19 protein-coding genes and 1 tRNA gene are annotated in these 20,088 nt (G+C 70.0%); 14 read left to right on the top strand and 6 right to left on the bottom strand.

Annotation, left to right across the window (positions count from 1 at the left end):
• Positions 1-159 precede the first annotated feature (159 nt).
• The 6 genes from ACFWBY_RS06205 to ACFWBY_RS06180 all read left to right on the top strand — a co-directional run bounded on the left by ACFWBY_RS06205 (position 160) and on the right by ACFWBY_RS06180 (position 7,539).
• Positions 160-1,191 (top strand): ABC transporter substrate-binding protein, encoded by a 1,032-nt coding sequence (locus tag ACFWBY_RS06205; RefSeq protein ID WP_385334441.1) that lies wholly within the window; start codon positions 160-162, stop codon positions 1,189-1,191.
• Between the two features lie 92 nt (positions 1,192-1,283).
• Positions 1,284-2,210, top strand: a complete 927-nt coding sequence (locus ACFWBY_RS06200) for a siderophore-interacting protein (RefSeq protein WP_385334439.1) — start codon at positions 1,284-1,286, stop codon at positions 2,208-2,210.
• 200 nt (positions 2,211-2,410) lie between these two features.
• Positions 2,411-3,892 carry a pyridoxal phosphate-dependent decarboxylase family protein gene (locus ACFWBY_RS06195; RefSeq protein WP_385334437.1) on the top strand — a complete coding sequence of 494 codons (1,482 nt, stop codon included), beginning with the start codon at positions 2,411-2,413 and terminating at the stop codon, positions 3,890-3,892.
• Positions 3,876-5,177, top strand: a complete 1,302-nt coding sequence (locus ACFWBY_RS06190) for a lysine N(6)-hydroxylase/L-ornithine N(5)-oxygenase family protein (protein ID WP_385334435.1) — start codon at positions 3,876-3,878, stop codon at positions 5,175-5,177. The genes ACFWBY_RS06195 and ACFWBY_RS06190 overlap by 17 nt, the downstream gene beginning before the upstream one ends.
• Positions 5,174-5,761: a GNAT family N-acetyltransferase gene (locus ACFWBY_RS06185; protein WP_385334433.1), complete on the top strand. Its 588-nt coding sequence runs from the start codon at positions 5,174-5,176 to the stop codon at positions 5,759-5,761. The genes ACFWBY_RS06190 and ACFWBY_RS06185 overlap by 4 nt, the downstream gene beginning before the upstream one ends.
• Positions 5,758-7,539 (top strand): IucA/IucC family protein, encoded by a 1,782-nt coding sequence (locus ACFWBY_RS06180; protein WP_385334431.1) that lies wholly within the window; start codon positions 5,758-5,760, stop codon positions 7,537-7,539. Before ACFWBY_RS06185 ends, ACFWBY_RS06180 begins: the two co-directional genes overlap by 4 nt.
• A 563-nt stretch (positions 7,540-8,102) precedes the next feature.
• Here the strand turns inward: ACFWBY_RS06180 and ACFWBY_RS06175 are convergent.
• The 3 genes from ACFWBY_RS06175 to ACFWBY_RS06165 all read right to left on the bottom strand — a co-directional run bounded on the left by ACFWBY_RS06175 (position 8,103) and on the right by ACFWBY_RS06165 (position 10,820).
• The gene (locus tag ACFWBY_RS06175) at positions 8,103-8,309 is read right to left on the bottom strand and encodes a hypothetical protein (protein ID WP_385334429.1); all 207 of its coding nucleotides are present in this window, start codon (positions 8,307-8,309) and stop codon (positions 8,103-8,105) included.
• A gap of 172 nt (positions 8,310-8,481) precedes the next feature.
• The gene (locus ACFWBY_RS06170; RefSeq protein ID WP_385409629.1) at positions 8,482-9,063 is read right to left on the bottom strand and encodes a hypothetical protein; all 582 of its coding nucleotides are present in this window, start codon (positions 9,061-9,063) and stop codon (positions 8,482-8,484) included.
• 167 nt (positions 9,064-9,230) lie between these two features.
• The gene (locus ACFWBY_RS06165; RefSeq protein ID WP_385334425.1) at positions 9,231-10,820 is read right to left on the bottom strand and encodes a beta-N-acetylhexosaminidase; all 1,590 of its coding nucleotides are present in this window, start codon (positions 10,818-10,820) and stop codon (positions 9,231-9,233) included.
• 52 nt (positions 10,821-10,872) lie between these two features.
• Between ACFWBY_RS06165 and ACFWBY_RS06160 the strand changes: the two genes are divergently transcribed.
• The 3 genes from ACFWBY_RS06160 to glmS all read left to right on the top strand — a co-directional run bounded on the left by ACFWBY_RS06160 (position 10,873) and on the right by glmS (position 14,053).
• Positions 10,873-11,784, top strand: coding sequence for a DUF4429 domain-containing protein (locus ACFWBY_RS06160; RefSeq protein WP_385334423.1), 912 nt, complete (start codon positions 10,873-10,875; stop codon positions 11,782-11,784).
• 107 nt (positions 11,785-11,891) lie between these two features.
• On the top strand, positions 11,892-12,167 hold the full coding sequence (locus ACFWBY_RS06155) for a hypothetical protein (protein ID WP_214951593.1): 276 nt from the start codon (positions 11,892-11,894) through the stop codon (positions 12,165-12,167).
• Between the two features lie 68 nt (positions 12,168-12,235).
• Complete coding sequence (gene glmS / locus ACFWBY_RS06150) at positions 12,236-14,053, top strand: glutamine--fructose-6-phosphate transaminase (isomerizing) (RefSeq protein ID WP_385334421.1); 1,818 nt, start codon at positions 12,236-12,238, stop codon at positions 14,051-14,053.
• Between the two features lie 95 nt (positions 14,054-14,148).
• Here the strand turns inward: glmS and ACFWBY_RS06145 are convergent, their stop codons facing one another.
• Both ACFWBY_RS06145 and ACFWBY_RS06140 read right to left on the bottom strand, forming a co-directional pair.
• Positions 14,149-14,715, bottom strand: a complete 567-nt coding sequence (locus ACFWBY_RS06145; RefSeq protein WP_385334419.1) for a GPR1/FUN34/YaaH family transporter — start codon at positions 14,713-14,715, stop codon at positions 14,149-14,151.
• A 99-nt stretch (positions 14,716-14,814) separates the two neighbouring features.
• On the bottom strand, positions 14,815-15,345 hold the full coding sequence (locus ACFWBY_RS06140) for a universal stress protein (RefSeq protein ID WP_214951587.1): 531 nt from the start codon (positions 15,343-15,345) through the stop codon (positions 14,815-14,817).
• Between the two features lie 474 nt (positions 15,346-15,819).
• Between ACFWBY_RS06140 and ACFWBY_RS06135 the strand changes: the two genes are divergently transcribed.
• The 4 genes from ACFWBY_RS06135 to ACFWBY_RS06120 all read left to right on the top strand — a co-directional run bounded on the left by ACFWBY_RS06135 (position 15,820) and on the right by ACFWBY_RS06120 (position 18,549).
• The gene (locus ACFWBY_RS06135) at positions 15,820-16,140 is read left to right on the top strand and encodes a hypothetical protein (RefSeq protein ID WP_385334417.1); all 321 of its coding nucleotides are present in this window, start codon (positions 15,820-15,822) and stop codon (positions 16,138-16,140) included.
• Between the two features lie 376 nt (positions 16,141-16,516).
• Positions 16,517-17,686 carry a helix-turn-helix domain-containing protein gene (locus ACFWBY_RS06130; protein WP_385334415.1) on the top strand — a complete coding sequence of 390 codons (1,170 nt, stop codon included), beginning with the start codon at positions 16,517-16,519 and terminating at the stop codon, positions 17,684-17,686.
• Between the two features lie 81 nt (positions 17,687-17,767).
• Positions 17,768-18,370 carry an oligoribonuclease gene (orn, locus tag ACFWBY_RS06125; protein ID WP_250741286.1) on the top strand — a complete coding sequence of 201 codons (603 nt, stop codon included), beginning with the start codon at positions 17,768-17,770 and terminating at the stop codon, positions 18,368-18,370.
• 106 nt (positions 18,371-18,476) lie between these two features.
• Positions 18,477-18,549: transfer RNA gene (locus tag ACFWBY_RS06120), tRNA-His, on the top strand.
• A gap of 116 nt (positions 18,550-18,665) precedes the next feature.
• On the opposite strand, the gene ACFWBY_RS06115 is transcribed toward ACFWBY_RS06120, so the two are convergent.
• Complete coding sequence (locus tag ACFWBY_RS06115; protein ID WP_385334413.1) at positions 18,666-19,490, bottom strand: NAD(P)H-binding protein; 825 nt, start codon at positions 19,488-19,490, stop codon at positions 18,666-18,668.
• A 93-nt stretch (positions 19,491-19,583) separates the two neighbouring features.
• Here ACFWBY_RS06115 and ACFWBY_RS06110 point away from each other — a divergent pair, with 93 nt between their 5' ends.
• Positions 19,584-20,084 (top strand): MarR family winged helix-turn-helix transcriptional regulator, encoded by a 501-nt coding sequence (locus ACFWBY_RS06110; RefSeq protein WP_385334411.1) that lies wholly within the window; start codon positions 19,584-19,586, stop codon positions 20,082-20,084.
• Positions 20,085-20,088: the final 4 nt, after the last annotated feature.

Below are 20,088 nucleotides of genomic sequence, written 5' to 3'. Positions count from 1 at the left end.
AAACTCCAAACGGCCCGCGGCAGCACGCCGCCGGACCGCACCGCAGGACCGGGGGCCCGATTTACTTAGGGCCCCCTTACTGCTTTCAGCCAAGGTTAGGCTAACCTTCCTCTCGAACGGCCCGACGGCCGCCCGGCACGCATGAAAGCGGACATCGACATGCCCAAGTCCCGATCCTCCCTCCTCACCCGCCGCGGTCTCATCGCGGCGGGCGGCGCTCTCGGTCTCGTCGCCGCGCTCACCGCCTGCGGCAGCGACTCCGCGAAGGACGAGTCGGGCAGCAAGGGCGCGGCGGCCTCGGGTCCGTGGGCCTTCAAGGACGACCTCGGCAAGGACCTGTCCGCCAAGTCCACGCCGAAGAACATCGTCGCCTTCACCGGCACCGCCGCCGCCCTGTACGACTACGGCGTCAACGTCAAGGGTGTTTTCGGCCCGACGAAGACCGCTGACGGCAAGGCCGACGTCCAGGCCGGCTCGATGGACATCTCCAAGGTCAAGGTCCTCGGCAACGTCTACGACGAGTTCAACGTCGAGGAGTACGCCGCCCTCCAGCCCGACCTGCTCGTCACCAACACCTGGGACGGCACGTACTGGTACGTGCCGGAGGCCTCCAAGGACAAGATCCTCAAGCTCGCCCCGGCCGCCGCGATCGGCGTGGGCGGCGACGTCACGATGGACAAGGCACTGGCCCGCACCGCCGAGCTCGCCAAGTCCCTCGGTGCCGACCTGAACGCCAAGAAGGCCGTCGACGGCAAGGCCCGCTTCGAGGCGGCCTCCGCGAAGCTGCGCGAGGCCACCAAGGCGAACCCGGGCATCAAGGTGCTCGTCGGATCCGGCTCCGCCGACCTGTTCTACGTCTCCACCGCCGCCACCTCCGCCGACCTGAAGTACTTCCAGTCGCTGGGCGTCGAGTTCGTCAACCCGGAGAAGACGGACGAGGGCGGCTTCTTCGAGAGCCTCAGCTGGGAGAACGCCGGCAAGTACAAGGCCGACGTCGTCCTCCTCGACAACCGCACCGGCACCCTGCAGCCGACCGAGCTGAAGGCCAAGCCGACCTGGGCCGAGCTGCCCGCCGTCAAGGCGAACCAGGTCACCCCGCGCGTGACCGAGCCGATCTACTCGTACGAGAAGTGCGCGCAGATCCTGGAAGACCTCGCGAAGTCGATCCAGAGCGCCAAGAAGGTCGGCTGACCCCAGGCCGACCGGCCCCGGCGCCCCACCCGGGCGCCGGGGCCGCCTGCCGTCGCCCGCCATCGCACCGATCAGCAGGGGGAACCCTCCGCATGACCGCCGCCTCACCCGACGCCGTTCCGGCCGTCGCGCACTTCCGGTTCTTCGCACTCGAGGTGGTGCGCACCCGCCGCCTCGGCCACTCCTTCCTGCGGGTCACCTTCGGCGGCGAGTCCCTCGCGGACTTCCGCTCGGGCGGCTACGACCAGAGCCTCTCCCTGTTCCTGCCGGCCGCCGGCCGCGAGCACACCGTGCTGCCGTCCACGGGCGAGGACACCTGGTTCGCGGACTGGCGCGCGATGGCCGACGAGGAGCGCCCGGTCATGCGCTCCTACACCGTCCGCGAGCAGCGGCGGACGCCCGAGGGCGCGGACGAGGTCGACATCGACTTCGTCCTGCACGGGGACACGGGCCCTGCATCCGCGTGGGCGGGCCGCGCGGTGACCGGCCGCAGGATCATGGCGATCGGGCCCGCCGTGGCGGAGAACAAGTCCGTACGCTTCCAGCCGCCGGCCGCCACCGACACGATCTTGATGTACGCGGACGAGACCGCGCTGCCCGCCGCCGCCGCCATCCTGGACCGGCTGGCGGACGGCGCCCGGGTCAAGGCCTGGTTCGAAGTCCCGCACGAGGACGACCGGCTGGTCCTGTCGGCGCCCGACGACGCGGACATCACCTGGATCGTCCGCGAGCCCGGCGCGGGCCGGGAGCGCACCGAGCGGCTGCTCGAGGTGCTCCGGGCGGCCGAAACGCCCCCGTCCACCGACGGGAGGAGCCCCGCCGAAGCCCCGTACGCCTGGATCGCGGGCGAGTCCGCGACGATCCGGGCGGTGCGCAGGCACTTCGTGCAGGAGCGGGGCGTCGACCGGCGTGCGGTGCGCTTCACAGGCTACTGGCGGCTCGGTACGAGCGAGGAGGAGCTCCTCGCGGAGGCCTACGCGGGCCGGGCGCCCAGCGAGGACGTGACGGCAGCGCTCTGACGCGGAGGACCCCGCAGGACCCGCGAAACCCGCGCACGGATCCGCTGACGCACAGCCCGGCCGCAACGGCCGTCCGGCTGGGAACACTTGGAATGGGCTCCGGCTTCGGCCGGGGCCCATCTCCATTTGGCGGGGTACTTAGGTTAGGCTAACCTAAGTAACGCACCCCCCGCCCTCTCCCCCTGCCCGGAGGAAAGTTGATGCGTCAGCATCTGCTCAACGAGACGACCGCGGACCTCTACCGGCGCTCCGTCACCGAGGGAGTCGCGCGCGTCGCGGCCAAACTCGCCACCACGGAACGGCCCCACACCGGCATGTCCGTCGACGCGCTCGCCCCGGTCATCGCCGGCATCGACCTGGACGCACCGCTGGAAGACGCGGCCGCCGCCCTGGACGAGTTGGAAGAGGTCTACCTCCGCGACGCCGTCTACTTCCACCACCCGCGCTACCTCGGCCACCTCAACTGCCCGGTCGTCATCCCGGCCGTGCTCGGCGAAGCCGTCCTGTCGGCCGTCAACTCCTCCCTCGACACCTGGGACCAGTCGATCGGCGGCACGCTCATCGAGCGCCGCCTCGTCGACTGGACCGCGCAGCGCATCGGCCTCGGCCCCGACGCGGACGGCGTCTTCACCTCCGGCGGCAGCCAGTCGAACTTCCACGCCCTGCTCCTGGCCCGCGACGAGGCCTGCCGCAACGCCGTGCAGAACAGCGCCCGCGAGCTGCCCAAGTCCGAAGTGCTGCCGAGACTGCGCATCTTCACCTCCGAGGCCAGCCACTTCAGCGTGCAGAAGTCGGCCGCCATGCTCGGACTCGGCTACGAGGCCGTCATCTGCGTCCCCGTCGACCGCAACCGCCGGATGGACACCTCGCTCCTCGCCCTGGAACTGGAGGACTGCGCCCGCGAGGGCCTCCTCCCGATGGCCGTCGTCGCCACCGCCGGCACCACCGACTTCGGGTCCATCGACCCGCTCCCCGAGATCGCCCGCCTTGCCGCCGAGCACTCCACCTGGATGCACGTGGACGCCGCGTACGGCTGCGGACTGCTGGTCTCCCCCACCCGCCGGCACCTGCTCGACGGCATCGAGCTGGCCGACTCGGTGACGGTCGACTACCACAAGTCGTTCTTCCAGCCGGTCAGTTCCAGTGCCCTGCTGGTCCGCGACCGCGACACCATGAAGCACGCCACGTACCACGCGGACTACCTCAACCCGCGCCGGATGGCGCAGGAGCACATCCCCAACCAGGTCGACAAGTCCATCCAGACCACCCGCCGCTTCGACGCGCTCAAGCTGTGGATGACCCTGCGCGTGATGGGCGCCGACGGCATCGGCTCGCTCTTCGACGAGGTCGTCGACCTGGCCGCGGCCGGCTGGGACGTCATCGACAGCGACCCGCGGTACGAGGTCGTCGTCAAGCCGCAGATCTCCACGCTGGTCTTCCGCTACGTCCCCGACGGCCACGCGCCCGCCGAGCTCGTGGACGAGGCGAACCTGCACGCCCGCAAGGCCCTGTTCGCCTCAGGTGAGGCCGTCGTGGCCGGCACCAAGGTCGACGGCCGGCAGTACCTGAAGTTCACCCTCCTCAACCCGCAGACCACGACGGCCGACATCGCGGCCGTCCTCGACCTTCTCGCCGCACACGCCGAGCAGTTCCTGGGAGAATCCCTTGCCGTCCACCGTTAAGATCCGCGACTTCATCGGAATCGGCCTCGGTCCCTTCAACCTGGGACTCGCCTGCCTGACCGCGCCGATCGACGAGCTCGACGGCCTGTTCATCGAGTCGAAGCCGCACTTCGAGTGGCACGCCGGGATGTTCCTGGACGGCGCACACCTCCAGACCCCCTTCATGTCGGACCTGGTGACCCTCGCCGACCCGACCTCGCCCTTCTCCTTCCTGAACTACCTGAAGGACAAGGACCGGCTGTACTCGTTCTACATCCGGGAGAACTTCTACCCGCTGCGCGCCGAGTACAACGAGTACTGCCGCTGGGCCGCCGACCGCCTCGACAACGTCGAGTACTCCACCTCGGTCACCGAGGTCACCTACGACGAGCGGGCGGCCCTGTACGAGGTCCACACCGACCGCGGCGACACCCACCTGGCCCGCCGCCTGGTCCTGGGCACCGGCACCCCGCCCTTCGTCCCGGAGGCGTGCGCCCGGCTCGGCGGCGACTTCACCCACAACTCCGCCTACATGCAGAACAGGGCCGAGCTGCAGAAGAAGAAGTCGATCACCCTGATCGGCTCGGGCCAGAGCGCCGCCGAGATCTACTACGACCTCCTCGCCGAGATCGACGTGCACGGCTACCAGCTCAACTGGGTCACCCGCTCGCCGCGGTTCTTCCCGCTGGAGTACACCAAGCTGACGCTGGAGATGACCTCCCCCGAGTACGTGGACTACTTCCACGCGCTCCCCGAGGACACCCGCTACCGCCTGGAAGCCCAGCAGAAGAACCTGTTCAAGGGCATCGACGGCGAGCTCATCAACGCCATCTTCGACATGCTCTACCAGAAGAAGGTCACCTCGCCGGGCCCCGTCCCCACCACCCTGCTGACCAACACCTCGCTGAACACCGCCGCGTACGACACCACGACGGGCACGTACACGCTGGGACTGCGCCAGGAGGAGCAGGAGCGCGACTTCTCCCTCGCCACCGAGGGCCTGGTCCTCGCGACGGGTTACAAGTACTCCCTGCCCCCGTTCCTGGACCCCGTCCGCGACCGCCTGAACTTCGACGGCCACGGGCGCCCCGACGCGGCGCGCAACTACAGCATCGACACCACCGGCCGCGGCGTGTTCCTCCAGAACGGCACGGTCCACAACCACTCGATCACCTCGCCCGACCTGGGCATGGCCGCCTACCGGAACGCCTACATCATCGGCGAGCTCCTCGGCCGCGAGTACTACAAGGTCGAGAAGTCCATCGCGTTCCAGCAGTTCGCAGCCCCGGAAGGCGCCCTCGCATGAGCACCACCACCGACCACTGGTTCACCCGCACCGACGCCCTCGGCTCCTTCGCCGTCCGGCCGCTGGACCCCTTCGCCGACGCCGAGCTCCTGCACGGCTGGGTCACCCACCCCAAGGCGTCGTTCTGGATGATGCAGGAGGCCTCGCTGCCGGACGTCGAGCGCGAGTACATGCGCATCGCCGCCCACGAGCACCACGACGCCTTCATCGGCCTCCACGAGGGCCGCCCCGCCTTCCTGATGGAGCGCTACGATCCCAGCGAGCTGGAGCTGGTCGGCCTCTACGACGCACAGCCCGGGGACGTGGGCATGCACTTCCTCGTCGCCCCCAGCGACACCCCCGTGCACGGATTCACCCGGGCGGTCATCACGACCGTCATGGCGGCCCTCTTCGCGGACCCGGCGACGCGCCGCGTCGTGGTGGAACCCGACGTCCGCAACACGGCCGTCCACGCGCTCAACGCGGCGGTCGGCTTCGTGCCGGACGGCCCGGTCGCCAAGCCGGAGAAGGAAGCCCTGCTGAGCTTCTGCACCCGCGAGCAGTTCGAAGCCGCCACCGGCCTCACCACGGGAGCGTCGATATGAGCCTCACCGACGCCGTCGCCCACCTCTCCCCCGAGCTGTGGGCCCGCGCCAACCGCGCCCTGGTGAGGAAGGCCCTGGCCGAGTTCTCGCACGAGCGCCTGCTGACCCCGAAGCCGCTGGGCGGGAACCGCTACTCGGTCCTCAGCGACGACGGTGCCGTCGAGTACCGCTTCACGGCCGCCCTCCACGCCCTGGACCACTGGGCGGTGGACGAGGCGTCCCTCACCCGTCACCGGGAGGGCGCCGAACTGCCCCTGGACGCGATCGACTTCCACATCGAGCTGAAGGACTCCCTGGGTCTCGGCGCGGAAGTCCTTCCGGTCTACCTGGAGGAGATCTCCTCCACCCTGGCCGGCTCGGGCTTCAAGTACACGAAGCCGCAGACCTCCGCCGCCGTCCTCGCGAAGTCCTCCTTCCAGGACATCGAGACCGGCATGACCGAGGGCCACCCCTGCTTCGTCGCCAACAACGGCCGCCTCGGCTTCGGCGTCCACGAGTACCTCTCGTACGCCCCGGAGACCGCGAGCCCGGTCCACCTGGTGTGGGTCGCGGCCCGCAAGGACGTCTCCACCTTCACGGCGGGCGCCGGCCTGGACCACGACTCCTTCATGCGCGCCGAGCTCGGCGAGCCGGCCGTCGAACGGTTCGAGGCCTCCCTGCGGGCCCTCGACCTGGACCCGGCGGACTACCACTTCTTCCCGGTACACCCCTGGCAGTGGTGGAACAAGACCACGGTCACCTTCGCCGCGGAGATCGCCAACCGCCGTCTGGTCCTGCTGGCCGAGGGCGAGGACGCGTACCTGGCCCAGCAGTCGATCCGTACGTTCTTCAACACCAGCGCCCCCGAGAAGCACTACGTCAAGACGGCGATCTCGGTCCTCAACATGGGCTTCATGCGGGGGCTGTCCGCCGCCTACATGGAGGCCACCCCGGCCATCAACGACTGGCTGCACCAGCTGATCCAGTCGGACGAGGTCCTGCGGTCGCTGAACTTCTCGATCATCCGCGAGCGGGCGGCGATCGGCTACCACCACCGCCAGTACGAGCGCGCGACCGACCGCTACTCCCCGTACCGCAAGATGCTGGCCGCGCTGTGGCGCGAGTCCCCGGTGGCCTCGCTCCGGGACGGGGAGCGCCTCGCGACGATGGCCTCGCTCCTGCACGTGGACTCGGAGGGCAGGTCCTTCGTCGGCGCCCTCATCGCCGAGTCGGGCCTCACCCCGGCGGAGTGGCTGCGCCCGTACCTGCGCGCCTACCTCGTCCCGCTGCTGCACTGCTTCTACCAGTACGACCTCGCCTACATGCCGCACGGCGAGAACACGATCCTCGTCATCGAGAACGGCGTGGTGAAGCGGGCGATCTTCAAGGACATCGCCGAGGAGATCGTGGTCATGGACCCGGACGCGGTCCTTCCGCCGGCCGTGGAGCGGGTCCGGGCGGACGTTCCGGAGGACATGAAGCTGTTGTCGATCTTCACGGACGTCTTCGACTGCTTCTTCCGCTTCCTGGGCTCGATCCTGGTCTCGGAGGGCATCTGCGAGGAGGACACCTTCTGGAAGGCCGTGGCCGACTGCGCCCACGACTACCAGGACTCGGTCCCGGCCCTGGCGGACCGCTTCGCCCGCTACGACCTCTTCGCGGACGAGTTCCAGCTGTCCTGCCTCAACCGCCTCCAGCTGCGCAACAACAAGCAGATGGTCGACCTCGCCGACCCGTCGGCCGCCCTCCAGCTGATCGGCACCCTCGAGAACCCCGTCGCGCCCTTCGCCCGACGGTGAACAAGGGGCGGGCATCGATGCGGTCCCTCGATACCCGCCCCCGAATTCCCCGCCGGGCGACGAACGGGTGATGGAGAGGGCGACGCGTTCTTCCTGCCGGGGAAGGATCCTCCCCCGTGTGTACTTTGTGACCGCCTGCTTGCACCAGGTAATCAGTGGGCGCGAATTCCGAAGCACGGAGGGTAGGTATTCATGCACAAGCTCCAGCAGGTCGTGATCGCCACTGTGGCGGTGGGAAGCCTGGCCGTCCTGGGCGCGGGGAGTGCTCACGCCGATGACGCGATGGGCCACGGCGGCCGGTCTTCCAACGGAGTGAGCGCGCAGGGCGTGCAGACACCGCCGACGCCGCTCACACCGGGGATCGCCACGTCGCAGCTCCGGCACACCGCTCAGTTGCCGCGGCTCCCCCGGCTTCCTCAGCTCCCGCGGCTTCCTCGACTGCCGCGCCTCGCGCACCTTCCCCAGACCGGGCTCCAGGCATTGTTGGAGAAGGCGGCAGGGAATCAGGAATTCAAGCCGACCACCGACGGCGCGGCATACGGGCCGTACTCGCCGTATGCGCCCTACGCACCGTACGCGCCGTACTCGCTGAATACCCCGAACACGCCTAACACCCCGAATACGCCCAACACCCCCAACACGCCCAACTCCGCGAACACCCCGAACACACCGAACACGCCGAACACGCCGAACACGCCGGGTGGCGGCGCGAACACCCCGAACACCCCGAACACGCCCAACACCCCCAACACACCCAACTCCTCGAACACCCCCAACACTCCTAATACCCCGAACACGCCGAATACGCCGAACACGCCGTAGGCGCATTCGCTCCTCACATCACAAGGCGGCGCCGCGCAGTGTCTTCACTGCGCGGCGCCGTCATGTGGTCAGTGCATCACCTCGACTGCTGGGGGTGTAGGGGCTGCTTGTGGGCTCGGCTCAGGCTCCCGGGGTGTTCGGGGAGTTGGGGGTGTTCGGGGTGTTGGGGGTGTTAGCGCCGCCACCACCCGGGGTGTTCGGGGAGTTGGGCGTGTTCGGGGTGTTGGGGGTGTTGGCGCCGCCACCACCCGGGGTGTTCGGGGAGTTGGGCGTGTTCGGGGTGTTGGGGGTGTTAGCGCCGCCACCACCCGGGGTGTTCGGAGAGTTGGGCGTGTTCGGGGTGTTCGGGGTGTTAGCGCCGCCACCACCCGGGGTGTTCGGAGAGTTGGGCGTGTTCGGGGTGTTCGGGGTGTTAGCGCCGCCACCACCCGGGGTGTTCGGAGAGTTGGGCGTGTTCGGGGTGTTCGGGGTATTGGCGCCGCCACCCGGGCTGTTCGGCGTGTTCGGGGTGTTCGGGGTGTTCGGCGTGTTCGGTACCTGGATCTTGCACTTACCCGGCTTCTTGTGGCAGTTCTTCGTCGTCACCTGCTGCGTGTGCGTCGAAGCCTGGGCCGGGGCGGCCATCGCGGTGGCCGGAAGCGCAATTCCGCCGGCGAGGGTCATCGTGGCTACGGTCAGCATCATCTTGCGGGAAAGCTTCATTTCGGTTTCTCCATTCGGGTATTTACTCGATGTTTTTCGGCCTCTCATTTTCTTCGGGGTTTCCCGGTGAGGACCTGCTTCAAATAAACCCCAGACCCAGGGCGGCGTCATGTCACATGGATTCGTGGCTTGACGCCAGGGCTGAAGGCAGGTACAAGCCGGCGCCCTCAGGACCACGGCACATCCGGAGCCCGGTGGTAGTTGACGTCCTGGGCGTCCAGGCGCGGGCCCTGGGCCGCCAGGCGCAGGCGGTACGAGGCCCAGTTCCCGGCGGCGGCCGGCGACCAGCCCAGCTCCGCGAGGCCGAGCACCCTCGGGAAGGCCATGTACTCCAGGTCGGGGCGCGTCCCGATGGTCTCCGTCCACAGCGGTGCCTCCACGCCCAGGACGGCCGACTCCGGGACACCGGCCAGGTAGGTCCCCGGGTTCCAGTCGTAGGCCCTGCGCACCGGTACGTACCCGGCCCAGGCCAGACCCGGCCCCGTCGCCTTGTCGTACTTCATGTCCAGGTACAGCCGGTCCGCCGGGGACAGGATCACCGGGTGGCCCGCCTTGGCCGCTGCCACCACAGCCGCCTTCTCGGGCGCCGGCGTGCGGTCGTGGCCCCAGTACTGGAGCACCGCGCGGGCCGCCGGGCGGGCCGTCGCGAGCTGGTGCCAGGCCACCACCGTCTTGCCGTGCCGCGCCACCACCGCCTGCGCCCGGTCCATGAAGGCCGCGTAGTCCGCCGCCGGCGTGGCGTGCGCCTCGTCGCCGCCGATGTGCAGGTACGCGCCGGGGGTCAGCTCCGCGATCTCCCCGAGCACCTGGTCGATGAACTCGTAGGTCCGCTCCTTGCCGACGCACAGGGAGCTGAAGCCGACCTTGGTCCCGGTGTAGCGCTCCCGCGGCTTGCCGTCGCAGTTCAGCTCGGCGTAGGCGGCCTGCGCCGCGTTCACGTGGCCCGGCATGTCGATCTCCGGGACGACGTCGACGTACCGCTCCCCCGCGTACGCGACGAGATCCCGGTAGTCGTCCTTCGTCCAGTGGCCGCCGGGACCGCCTCCGACCTCGCCCGCGCCCCCGTGCTCCGCCAGCCTCGGCCAGGAGTCGATCGCGATCCGCCACCCCTGGTCGTCGGTCAGGTGCAGGTGCAGGGTGTTGACCTTGTACTGCGCGAGCTGATCGACGTACCGCTTCACCTGCTCCACCGAGAAGAAGTGGCGGGCCACGTCGAGCATCGCCCCCCGGTAGGCGAAGCGCGGCGCGTCGGTGACCGTCCCGCCGGGCACCGTCCCGGGTCCGGACACGGGCAGCAGCTGGCGCAGCGTCTGGCCGGCGTGGAAGAGCCCGGCGGGTGTGCGGGCGGTGAGGGTGATCCCGCCGGGGCCGGACTCCAGCCGGTACCCCTCCTTCCCCGCACCCTCGGCCTCCTCGTCGAGCCGGAGCCGGATGCCGTCGCCCTCCGCGCCGTCCACCACGGGCAGCGGCAGCCCGCTGGGGCCGCGCAGCTGTTCGGCGAGGAGTTCGCCGACCCTGCGGACCTCCTCGTCGCCGTCGAGGCCGGTACGGATGACCGTGCCGGGGCCGAAGGCGTAGCCGGGGCCCGCGGCGTGCGCGGAGGCGGGCGCCGGCAGGAGCCGTTCGTAGGGGGCGGGCGCGGCGGGGGCTTCGTCCCCGGGGCGGGCGTCGTCCCCGCGCGCGGCGCCGCAGGAGGAGGCCGCGGGGACGGCGGCGAGGACGAGGAGGGCGGCGAGGACGCGTCGCGGGACTCTCATGCGCCCAGGTATAGGCCAACGGGGCCCGTCAGGGCGGTGCGAGAATCCGGGGATGGCGGAAATCATCCAGAAGGACGGCACATGGACCTTCGACGGGGACGCGGTACGCATCGTGCCGGGCCGCGACAAGGGGGTGGGACTGCTGCGCCAGACGCTGGGCGAGGTGCTCGTGCCGCTGCGCGCGCTGGCCGGGATCTCCTACGAACCGGGGCGCAAGGCGGGCCGGCTGCGCCTGCGGCTGCGTGACGGCGCGGACCCCCTCCTCCAGGTGACGGGCGGGCGGCTGCCGGAGGCTTCCGATCCTTACCGGCTGGCCGTGGAGTCGGACCGGTCGGGGGTCGCGGAGTACTTCGTGGACGAGGTGCGCAACGCCCTGCTGCTCGACCAGGTGGACCCGGGACCCGCGGACTCCTACCTCCTGCCCGGCCCGGCGGTGCCGATCACGGTGGGCGCGGGCGACGGGACGGTGGCCTTCGACGGGGACCGGGTGTCCCTGGACTGGAACTGGACGACGGAGGAGGCGAAACGGTCCGGCGGTGCCCGCGAGTTCCGGGTCGCGGACGTCCGGTCGGTGGAGTGGGCCCCGTCCCGGGGCCTGGAGAACGGGTGGATCCGCTTCACCCTGGCCGGATCCCCGGCGACCTCGCCGCCGCCGAAGTACGACCCGTGCGCGGTGGAGCTGTTCGGATTCAAGAAGGACCCGCTGATGGCGCTGGTCGCGGCGGCCGTGGCAGTGCGCATGCCGCACCCGGCGGCGCCGGACCCCGAGGCCCCGCCGGAGCCGAAGCCGGCCCTGGCGCCCGCCCCGGCGGCGGACCGCGCGGCGGAGCCGGCCGGCGCCGGGGCGGCCGACCACGACGTCTTGCTGCGGCGGCTGCGCGAGCTGGGAGAGCTGCACCAGGCGGGGATCCTCACGGGTGAGGAGTTCACTTCCGCCAAAGCTGCGATTTTGGGACATTTCTAAGCATTCGCGACCCAAATGAAGGCGTTCGTTGGTCCAGACCAGCATGATCCTGCCCGATTCCGGGCAGGATCTTTGCGTTCTGCAGCTCCTACCGCCAATATCGACGGATGCCCGACCGCCGCCCGTCGCACGACGACCTCGTCGACCACTTGGTGCGCAGCACCTCGCTCCAGCGGGGCGAAGCCGCCCGAGTGGTGCTCGACGTGCTCGCCTACTTCGACGAGAGCACCGAGGAGTTCGTCCGCCGCCGCCACCGTGAGCTCCAGTCCGGCGGCGCGGTCAACGCGGACATCTTCGAGCGGATCGCGGCCGAGCTGCCGCACCGGGCCGTGGCGCCGCCGGAGCTGTCGCTGCGGCAACTGCGCCGCATCGTCTACGGCTGAGCAGGACCCCCGCCCGGGACGCGGGCAGCGGCAAGAGAGCATTCGAACTTCAGGAGGGGAAATACCTTATGTGCGGAATCGTGGGTTACATCGGCAAGCGTGACGTGGCACCGCTGCTGCTGGAGGGCCTGCAGCGACTGGAGTACCGCGGCTACGACTCCGCGGGCATCGTCGTCAACAGCCCGAAGGCGGCGGCCCTGAAGGTCGTCAAGGCCAAGGGCCGCGTACGCGAGCTGGAGTCCCGGGTACCCAAGCGCTTCGCCGGCACCACCGGCATCGCCCACACCCGCTGGGCCACCCACGGCGCCCCGAGCGACATCAACTCCCACCCGCACCTGGACGCCGACCTCAAGGTCGCCGTCGTGCACAACGGCATCGTCGACAACGCCTCCGAGCTGCGCGCGAAGCTGGAGGCGGACGGCATCGTCTTCCTCTCCGAGACCGACACCGAGGTGCTCGTGCACCTCGTCGCCCGCTCCCAGGCCGACACCCTCGAGGAGAAGGTCCGCGAGGCGCTGAAGGTCGTCGAGGGCACCTACGGCATCGCCGTCATGCACGCCGACTTCCCCGACCGCATCGTCGTCGCCCGCAACGGCTCCCCCGTCGTCCTCGGCATCGGCGAGAAGGAGATGTTCGTCGCCTCGGACATCGCCGCGCTCGTCGCCCACACCCGCCAGATCGTCACCCTCGACGACGGCGAGATGGCGACCCTGAAGGCCGACGACTTCCGGACCTACACCACCTCCGGTACGACGACCACCGCCACGCCCGAGACCGTGGAGTGGGAGGCCGCCTCCTACGACATGGGCGGCCACGACACGTACATGCACAAGGAGATCTCCGAGCAGGCCGACGCGGTCGACCGCGTCCTGCGCGGCCGGATCGACGACCGCTTCAACACCGTCCACCTGGGCGGACTGAACCTGGACCCGCGCGAGGCGCGCGGCATCCGCCGGGTCAAGATCCTGGGCTGCGGCACCTCGTACCACGCCGGCATGATCGGCGCGGGCCTCATCGAGAGCCTGGCCCGCATCCCCGCCGACGCCGAGCCGGCCTCGGAGTTCCGCTACCGCAACCCGGTCGTGGACCCCGACACCCTCTACATCGCGGTCTCCCAGTCCGGTGAGACGTACGACGTGCTGGCGGCCGTGCAGGAGCTCAAGCGCAAGGGCGCACGCGTCCTCGGCGTGGTCAACGTGGTCGGCTCCGCGATCGCCCGCGCGGCCGACGGCGGCGTCTACGTCCACGCGGGCCCCGAGGTCTGCGTCGTCTCCACCAAGTGCTTCACCAACACCGTCGTGGCCTTCGCGCTGCTCGCCGTGCACCTGGGCCGCATCCGCGACCTGTCCGTCACCGACGGCAAGCGGATCATCGACGGCCTGCGCAAGCTGCCCGCGCAGATCCAGGAGATCCTCGACGGCGAAGAGGACATCAAGAAGCTCGCGGCCGACTACGCCGACGCCAAGTCGATGATGTTCATCGGCCGCGTGCGGGGCTACCCGGTGGCGCTGGAGGCCTCCCTGAAGCTCAAGGAGATCTCCTACATCCACGCCGAGGCCTACCCGGCCTCCGAGCTCAAGCACGGGCCCCTCGCCCTGATCGAGCCCTCGCTGCCGACGGTCGCGATCGTTCCGGACGACGACCTCCTGGAGAAGAACCGCGCGGCGCTGGAGGAGATCAAGGCCCGCAGCGGCCGGATCCTCGCGGTCGCCCACCGTGAGCAGGAGAAGGCCGACCACACGATCCTCGTGCCCAAGAACGAGGACGAGCTCGACCCGATCCTGATGGGCATCCCGCTGCAGCTGCTGGCGTACCACACGGCCCTGGCCCTGGGCCGGGACATCGACAAGCCGCGCAACCTGGCCAAGTCCGTCACGGTCGAATAGCCGCACCGCCGGCCGCACCGCCGGACCGCGCGCCGCGCACGAGGAAGGCCCCCGGGGGACGGATCCCCCGGGGGCCTCTTCGTGTGCCCGGGCCGTCAGCCCGCGGCGACCGCGCCGCGCGAACGCCTGCCGAGCGCCATCGGCCAGCTCGCCAGCGCCGCCGTGGCCCCGTACCAGGCCAGCAGTCCGGAGAGCGCCGCCACCCAGCCGGCCGCCTTGGCCGGCCCGTCGGCCTCGGCGAAGGTGCCTATCGCCAGGAGGACGAGGGAGAGGGTGAACAGTCCGTACACGCCCTGACCGAACAGCCCGCGCGAGGCCGCCGCGGTGAGGGTCAGCGCGAGCATGGCGAACAGGACGAGGAACATTCCGGCCGCGTGCGCCGAAACCTTTCCGTCGGCGCCGTTGGCCCAGGTGAACCAGAGGGCTCCGATACCCGCGAAGGCGGTGCCGTTGAAGCCGTTGCCGCCGCGGTATTCGAGGATCCCGAGGACGAACAGGGCGAGGCCGCCGAGGAAGGTCGCGAGCGACACGGAGTTGGCCACGGACACGCCGTCGATGATCCCGGTGTGGCCGATACCGAACGCGAGAAGGGTGAGACCCAGGGCGATGTGCCCGAGGGTCGAAGTCGAGGCCGTGCTTCCCGCAGAGACACCATTGTCCACGGCGGGCTCCCTTCGATCTGCAGTTGTTTGCTGCGTCCCAGCAGCCTTTATCTACCCCTTACATGGGGGTTCACAACCACACAATCGACATACGGACGGTTACGGGATGACAACAACCGGTCGCTGCGCCCGCTTTGCGAGCCGGCCCGCCACCGAACCGAAGATCCGGCCGACGATCCCGTGCGTGGAACCGACCACGATGGCATCGGCCGAATACTCCCGACCGACCTCCTCGAGCTCGTGGCAGATGTCCCCGCCGCGTTCGACGAGGATCCACGGGACCTCGGACAGGTAGTCGGCGCAGGCGAGCTCCAGACCCAGCACCTCGGTGCGGTGGTCCGGCACGTCCACGAAGACCGGCGGCTCGCAGCCGGCCCACACCGTGGTGGGCAGCCGGTTGGCGACGTGGACGATGATCAGTCCGGATCCGGAGCGACGGGCCATGCCGATCGCGTACGCGAGGGCGCGCTCACTGGACGTGGATCCGTCGAAGCCCACCACGACGCCGTGCCGGAAGGCCGGGTCGCAGGGATGGCGCGGTTGTTCCACCGCGCGCAGGTCGGCCGATTCGGGGTCGGCGAGGCGTTTGCGCTTGCGGTCCGCGGGTTCGGAGAATTCGTGACCGGCCATGATGTCTCGGCGAAGAGGTCCTCGGGGGAAGGGACAAGGCGGCGGGGCGACAGTAGGCGGAAGCGACGGATTGAGCGGTGATGATTCACGAAACGGCAACTCAGTGTGACCGAGCTCTGTCCGGGAAGCATCTTCCCAAGCCCATACCCACCAGGGTACGGCGACACTCCTGTGCTGCACAGGGCATGCCGCCCTTGGAGAGCGTCCAAGGGAGCATGTCGCAGCGACGGCTCCTTGGCAATGTCCGCTGTCCCCTACAGCCAGTGACGAATGACTGCGCGTCGGGTGCGCGCCACCCGTGCGCGCAGTGACCGAGCCGCTCCGCCCGGCGTTGGACACGAGTCCGACCGTCCAGGAAGAGCCCGCAGGGAGCACGCCGTGCCCGGCCATCCGGTACACCCCGTCCAGCCCGCTCAGTCGCCCGCTCAGCCGACGCAGTCCGTCCACACTCCGCCCTTCCCCCTTCACTCGTCCGTGCACCCCGCGAGGCACCCCCACGACGACCCCGCGGGTGACGTGGTCCGCTGGGCCGCCTTCAGCTGCCTGCTCGTGCCCGTCGTCCTCGTCGTCTACGGGACCTCCTTCGGCGGGGCGGCGGTGGCCACGCTGGGCCTGGCCGCGGTGACGGCCGCCTGCCGGGTGCTGCTGCGGCATTCCGAGAAGGAGGGGCGGAGAGCCGCCGGGGTGCTCGTGGAGGACCGCCCGGCGCCCGTCCACCGGGGCCGGCACTCGCGCGCGGGGGGTTCCACCAACCGGGGATGTCCCGGTTCCGGCGGATTGTCCTCTCACGACTGACCGATTCGCACATCCACACCCGCATGTTTTCAGCCAACTTCCCGGCAGGTCACCCCTCTTGCCGGAATGTCCCGTCGGCCTCCTCACCATCAGCGACTGCAGCGCCACAGGGGGTCGTTGACCCTATGAGTACTGGCCATGGCCGGACAGCGCGCTTCCCGCACGGGTAGCGGAGCGGAACGCTTCCTGATCGAATACTTTTCGCCAAGTTGCCAAGTCGACATAGCGCTGCGTGCTGAACTTGTCACGCCGACACCACGGGACGCAGTAGATTCGATCATGTATTTACGGCGGGGGAGCCACGTGCAAGGCCGAGGGGAAACGTGCAGGTGCGACCAGACCAAGGAGTCGCGACACCCAAGGGGGGCTTAGCGCCATGAGCCAGGATTCCACCGCCGTCGTCGTAGACGGCAGGAAGCTCGCGGGGCGTCGCCGCAGGGAGATCGTCGCGGTGCTGCTCTTCAGCGGCGGACCGATCTTCGAGAGCTCCATTCCACTTTCCGTGTTCGGCATTGACCGGCAGGACGCGGGAGTTCCACGCTATCGACTGCTCGTCTGCGCCGGTGAGGACGGTCCGCTTCGGACCACCGGCGGACTCGAACTGACCGCGCCATACGGGTTGGAGGCGATCGCCCGGGCAGGCACGGTCGTCGTGCCCGCGTGGCGTTCCATCACCTCACCGCCGCCGCCGGAGGCGCTCGACGCGCTGCGTCTGGCGCACGAGGAGGGTGCCCGGATCGTCGGACTGTGCACGGGGGCATTCGTGCTCGCCGCCGCCGGTCTGCTGGACGGCCGGCCCGCGACGACGCACTGGATGTACGCGCCGACGCTGGCCAAGCGCTACCCGTCCGTCCACGTCGATCCGCGCGAGCTGTTCGTCGACGACGGCGACGTGCTGACGTCCGCGGGCACCGCGGCCGGAATCGACCTGTGCCTGCACATCGTGCGCACGGACCACGGCAGCGAGGCGGCCGGGGCGCTTGCCCGCCGGCTCGTCGTGCCGCCGCGCCGCACGGGTGGCCAGGAACGCTACCTCGACCGGTCGCTGCCGGAGGAGATCGGCGCCGATCCGCTGGCCGAGGTCGTCGCCTGGGCGCTGGAACACCTCCACGAGCAGTTCGACGTGGAGACCCTCGCCGCCCGCGCCTACATGAGCAGGCGCACCTTCGACCGGCGGTTCCGCTCGCTCACCGGCAGCGCGCCGCTGCAGTGGCTGATCACCCAGCGGGTGCTCCAGGCACAGCGACTGCTCGAAACCTCCGACTACTCGGTGGACGAGGTCGCCGGACGCTGCGGGTTCCGCTCGCCGGTCGCGCTGCGCGGGCACTTCCGCCGCCAGCTGGGGTCCTCCCCGGCCGCCTACCGCTCCGCCTACCGGGCCCGGCGCCCGCAGGCGGACGTGGCTCAGGTGACGCAGCTGTCGGAGTCGCCGGTACCGCACCAGCGCACCCCGCAGCCTCAGCGGGCCGCCGCGGCTCTGGCCGCGGCCGGTCCCACGGTGACGGAGATGTACGCCCCGGGCCGGGTGCTGCGCGAGCACGCGTAGCCCCGTACGGGCACTGCTCGAAGAAGGTCCCCCACACCGGCGGTCGCCGTTGCGGGGGACCTTCCGCATAAGGTGGGGCGCATGAACGATCGCATGGTGTGGATCGACTGCGAGATGACCGGGCTCTCGTTGACGGACGACGCACTTATCGAGGTGGCCGCACTGGTCACCGACTCGGAGCTCAACGTGCTCGGCGAAGGCGTGGACATCGTGATCCGCCCGCCGGACGCGGCCCTGGAGACCATGCCCGACGTGGTGCGCGAGATGCACACCGCCTCGGGCCTGCTCGACGAACTGGCCGGCGGGACCACCCTCGCGGACGCGGAGGCACAGGTCCTGGCCTACGTACGGGAACACGTGAAGGAGCCCCGCAAGGCCCCGCTCTGCGGAAACACGGTCGGCACCGACCGTGGTTTCCTGCTGCGCGACATGGCCGCACTGGAGGGGTACCTGCACTACCGGATCGTGGACGTGTCCTCGATCAAGGAGCTGGCGCGCCGCTGGTACCCGCGCGCCTACTTCAACAGCCCCCCGAAGAACGGCAACCACCGGGCTCTCGCGGACATCAAGGAGTCCATCGCCGAGCTGCGCTACTACCGGGAGGCCGTCTTCGTGCCGCAGCCCGGACCGGACTCGGACACGGCGCGGACCATCGCCGCCAAGCACGTCGTCCCCGGCGCATAGCAGCCCGTAGCACCCGGCGGAGAGGGGTCGGGGAAAAGGAGGGAGCGAGCACCCTCCCGGACCCTGTACCCTTTTCTTCGGCCGGTCGGTTTTCCGACCGGACATGGTGGGTGTAGCTCAGTTGGTAGAGCACCTGGTTGTGGTCCAGGTGGCCGCGGGTTCAAGTCCCGTCACTCACCCTGCGAGAAGGCCTCGTTCCGCGAAAGCGGAACGGGGCCTTTCGCGTGTCCGGGGTCCAGCCCGCCGGCAGCCCCGCTCGGGCACCGCGGGCCCGGCAAGATCCGAAAGAGACGGCCTAGGCACGGAAGGCGTCGGCGTGGTCCGCGCACCAGGTTTCGAAGGTGCGGGCCGGGTGGCCGGTGAGCCGCTCGACCGTGTCGGTGATCTCGACCGGCAGGCCGTCGGTCGCGGCCCAGAAGTCGAGCAGCGCATCGGCGTACGGACCCGGTATGTAGCCGTCGACCTCGGACTTCCACTGCTCGGGAGAGACGGGCTCGAAGGGTATGGGCCGGCCCACGGCGTCGCCGAGTAGGGCGAGCTGGGTGGCGAAGGTCAGCGACTGAGGCCCGGTGAGGTGGTGCGCGCACCCCCCGCGCGAGGGGTCGGTGAGGACCGCGAAGGCGGCTTCGGCGATGTCGCTCTCGTGGACCGGGTCACAGTAGGAGCCCGGGTACGGCAGGTGCACCGGGCGGCCGGACTTCAGCGGCCAGGCCCAGCCGAGGGCGTTGCTCGCGAAGGATCCGGGGCGCAACAGGGTCGTGCGCAGCGGGGAGGCGAGGAGGGCCTCCTCGACCGCGAGGTGCGAGGCGGCGAGCGGATTGTCGGCGGCATCGGGGGCGAGGACCGAGGAGGACGACAGGAGCACGACGTGCTCGACGCCCGCGGTGACGGCCTCCTTCACGAAGGCGTCGACGGCGGCGGCCTCGGCGTAGAGGAAGACGGAGCGCACGCCTGCGAGAGCTGCGGCGAAGGTGGCCGGATCGGTGAGGTCGCAGTGGACGGTGCCGGGCGTGTCCGGCTCGCGGGACGCGAGGCGGTGGGGAACGCCGGCGGTGGCGAGGAGGGATGACAGGCCGCGGGCGACCGCGCCGCGGCCGCCGGTGACGAGGATCTTCGACATGGCGTCTTCCTGTTCTAGACTGAACACGTGACACAGATTCTGTGTGACACATTCTCTGCGTCACGCAGATAAATCTGGACCATGGAGAAGCCCATGTCAACCGACAACCCTCGTACGAGTGATGAATGGACCCGCGCCGAGCTGCTCGCCCGCGTCGTCACCGAGAGCCAGCGGCACTACGCCGACTACTCGCTCTTCAACCAGGCCATGGCCGACCACGTCGGCATGCACCCCACCGACATGCAGTGCGTCGCGCTCCTCGACATCGAGCCCGGCCCGGTCAGCACCGGGGACATCGCCCGGCTCACCGGCCTGACCTCCGGCTCCGCCACACGGCTCGTCGACCGCATGGTCAAAGCCGGCGTCGTCGAGCGCCAGGCCGACCCGAACGACCGCCGCCGCTCCCTCGTCGCCCTCGCGCCCGCCGCCCGCGACCGGATCGGCGCCGCATGGGAGACCCCGGGGCGGGCTTTCGGCGCCGTACTGCAGGGCTACTCCGACAGCGAACTCGCCGTCATCGCCGACTACCTGCACCGCGCCGCCGAGGTCGGCCGCGCCCAGGCCAAGCGCCTGACCTCGGGCGACACCGACTGACAAG

The sequence above is a fragment of the Streptomyces sp. NPDC060049 genome, from assembly GCF_042736715.1.
In the GTDB taxonomy this organism is placed as follows: domain Bacteria; phylum Actinomycetota; class Actinomycetes; order Streptomycetales; family Streptomycetaceae; genus Streptomyces.
Note: the sequence above shows the minus strand (reverse complement) of the source record. Positions and strands in the feature narration are given on the sequence as shown.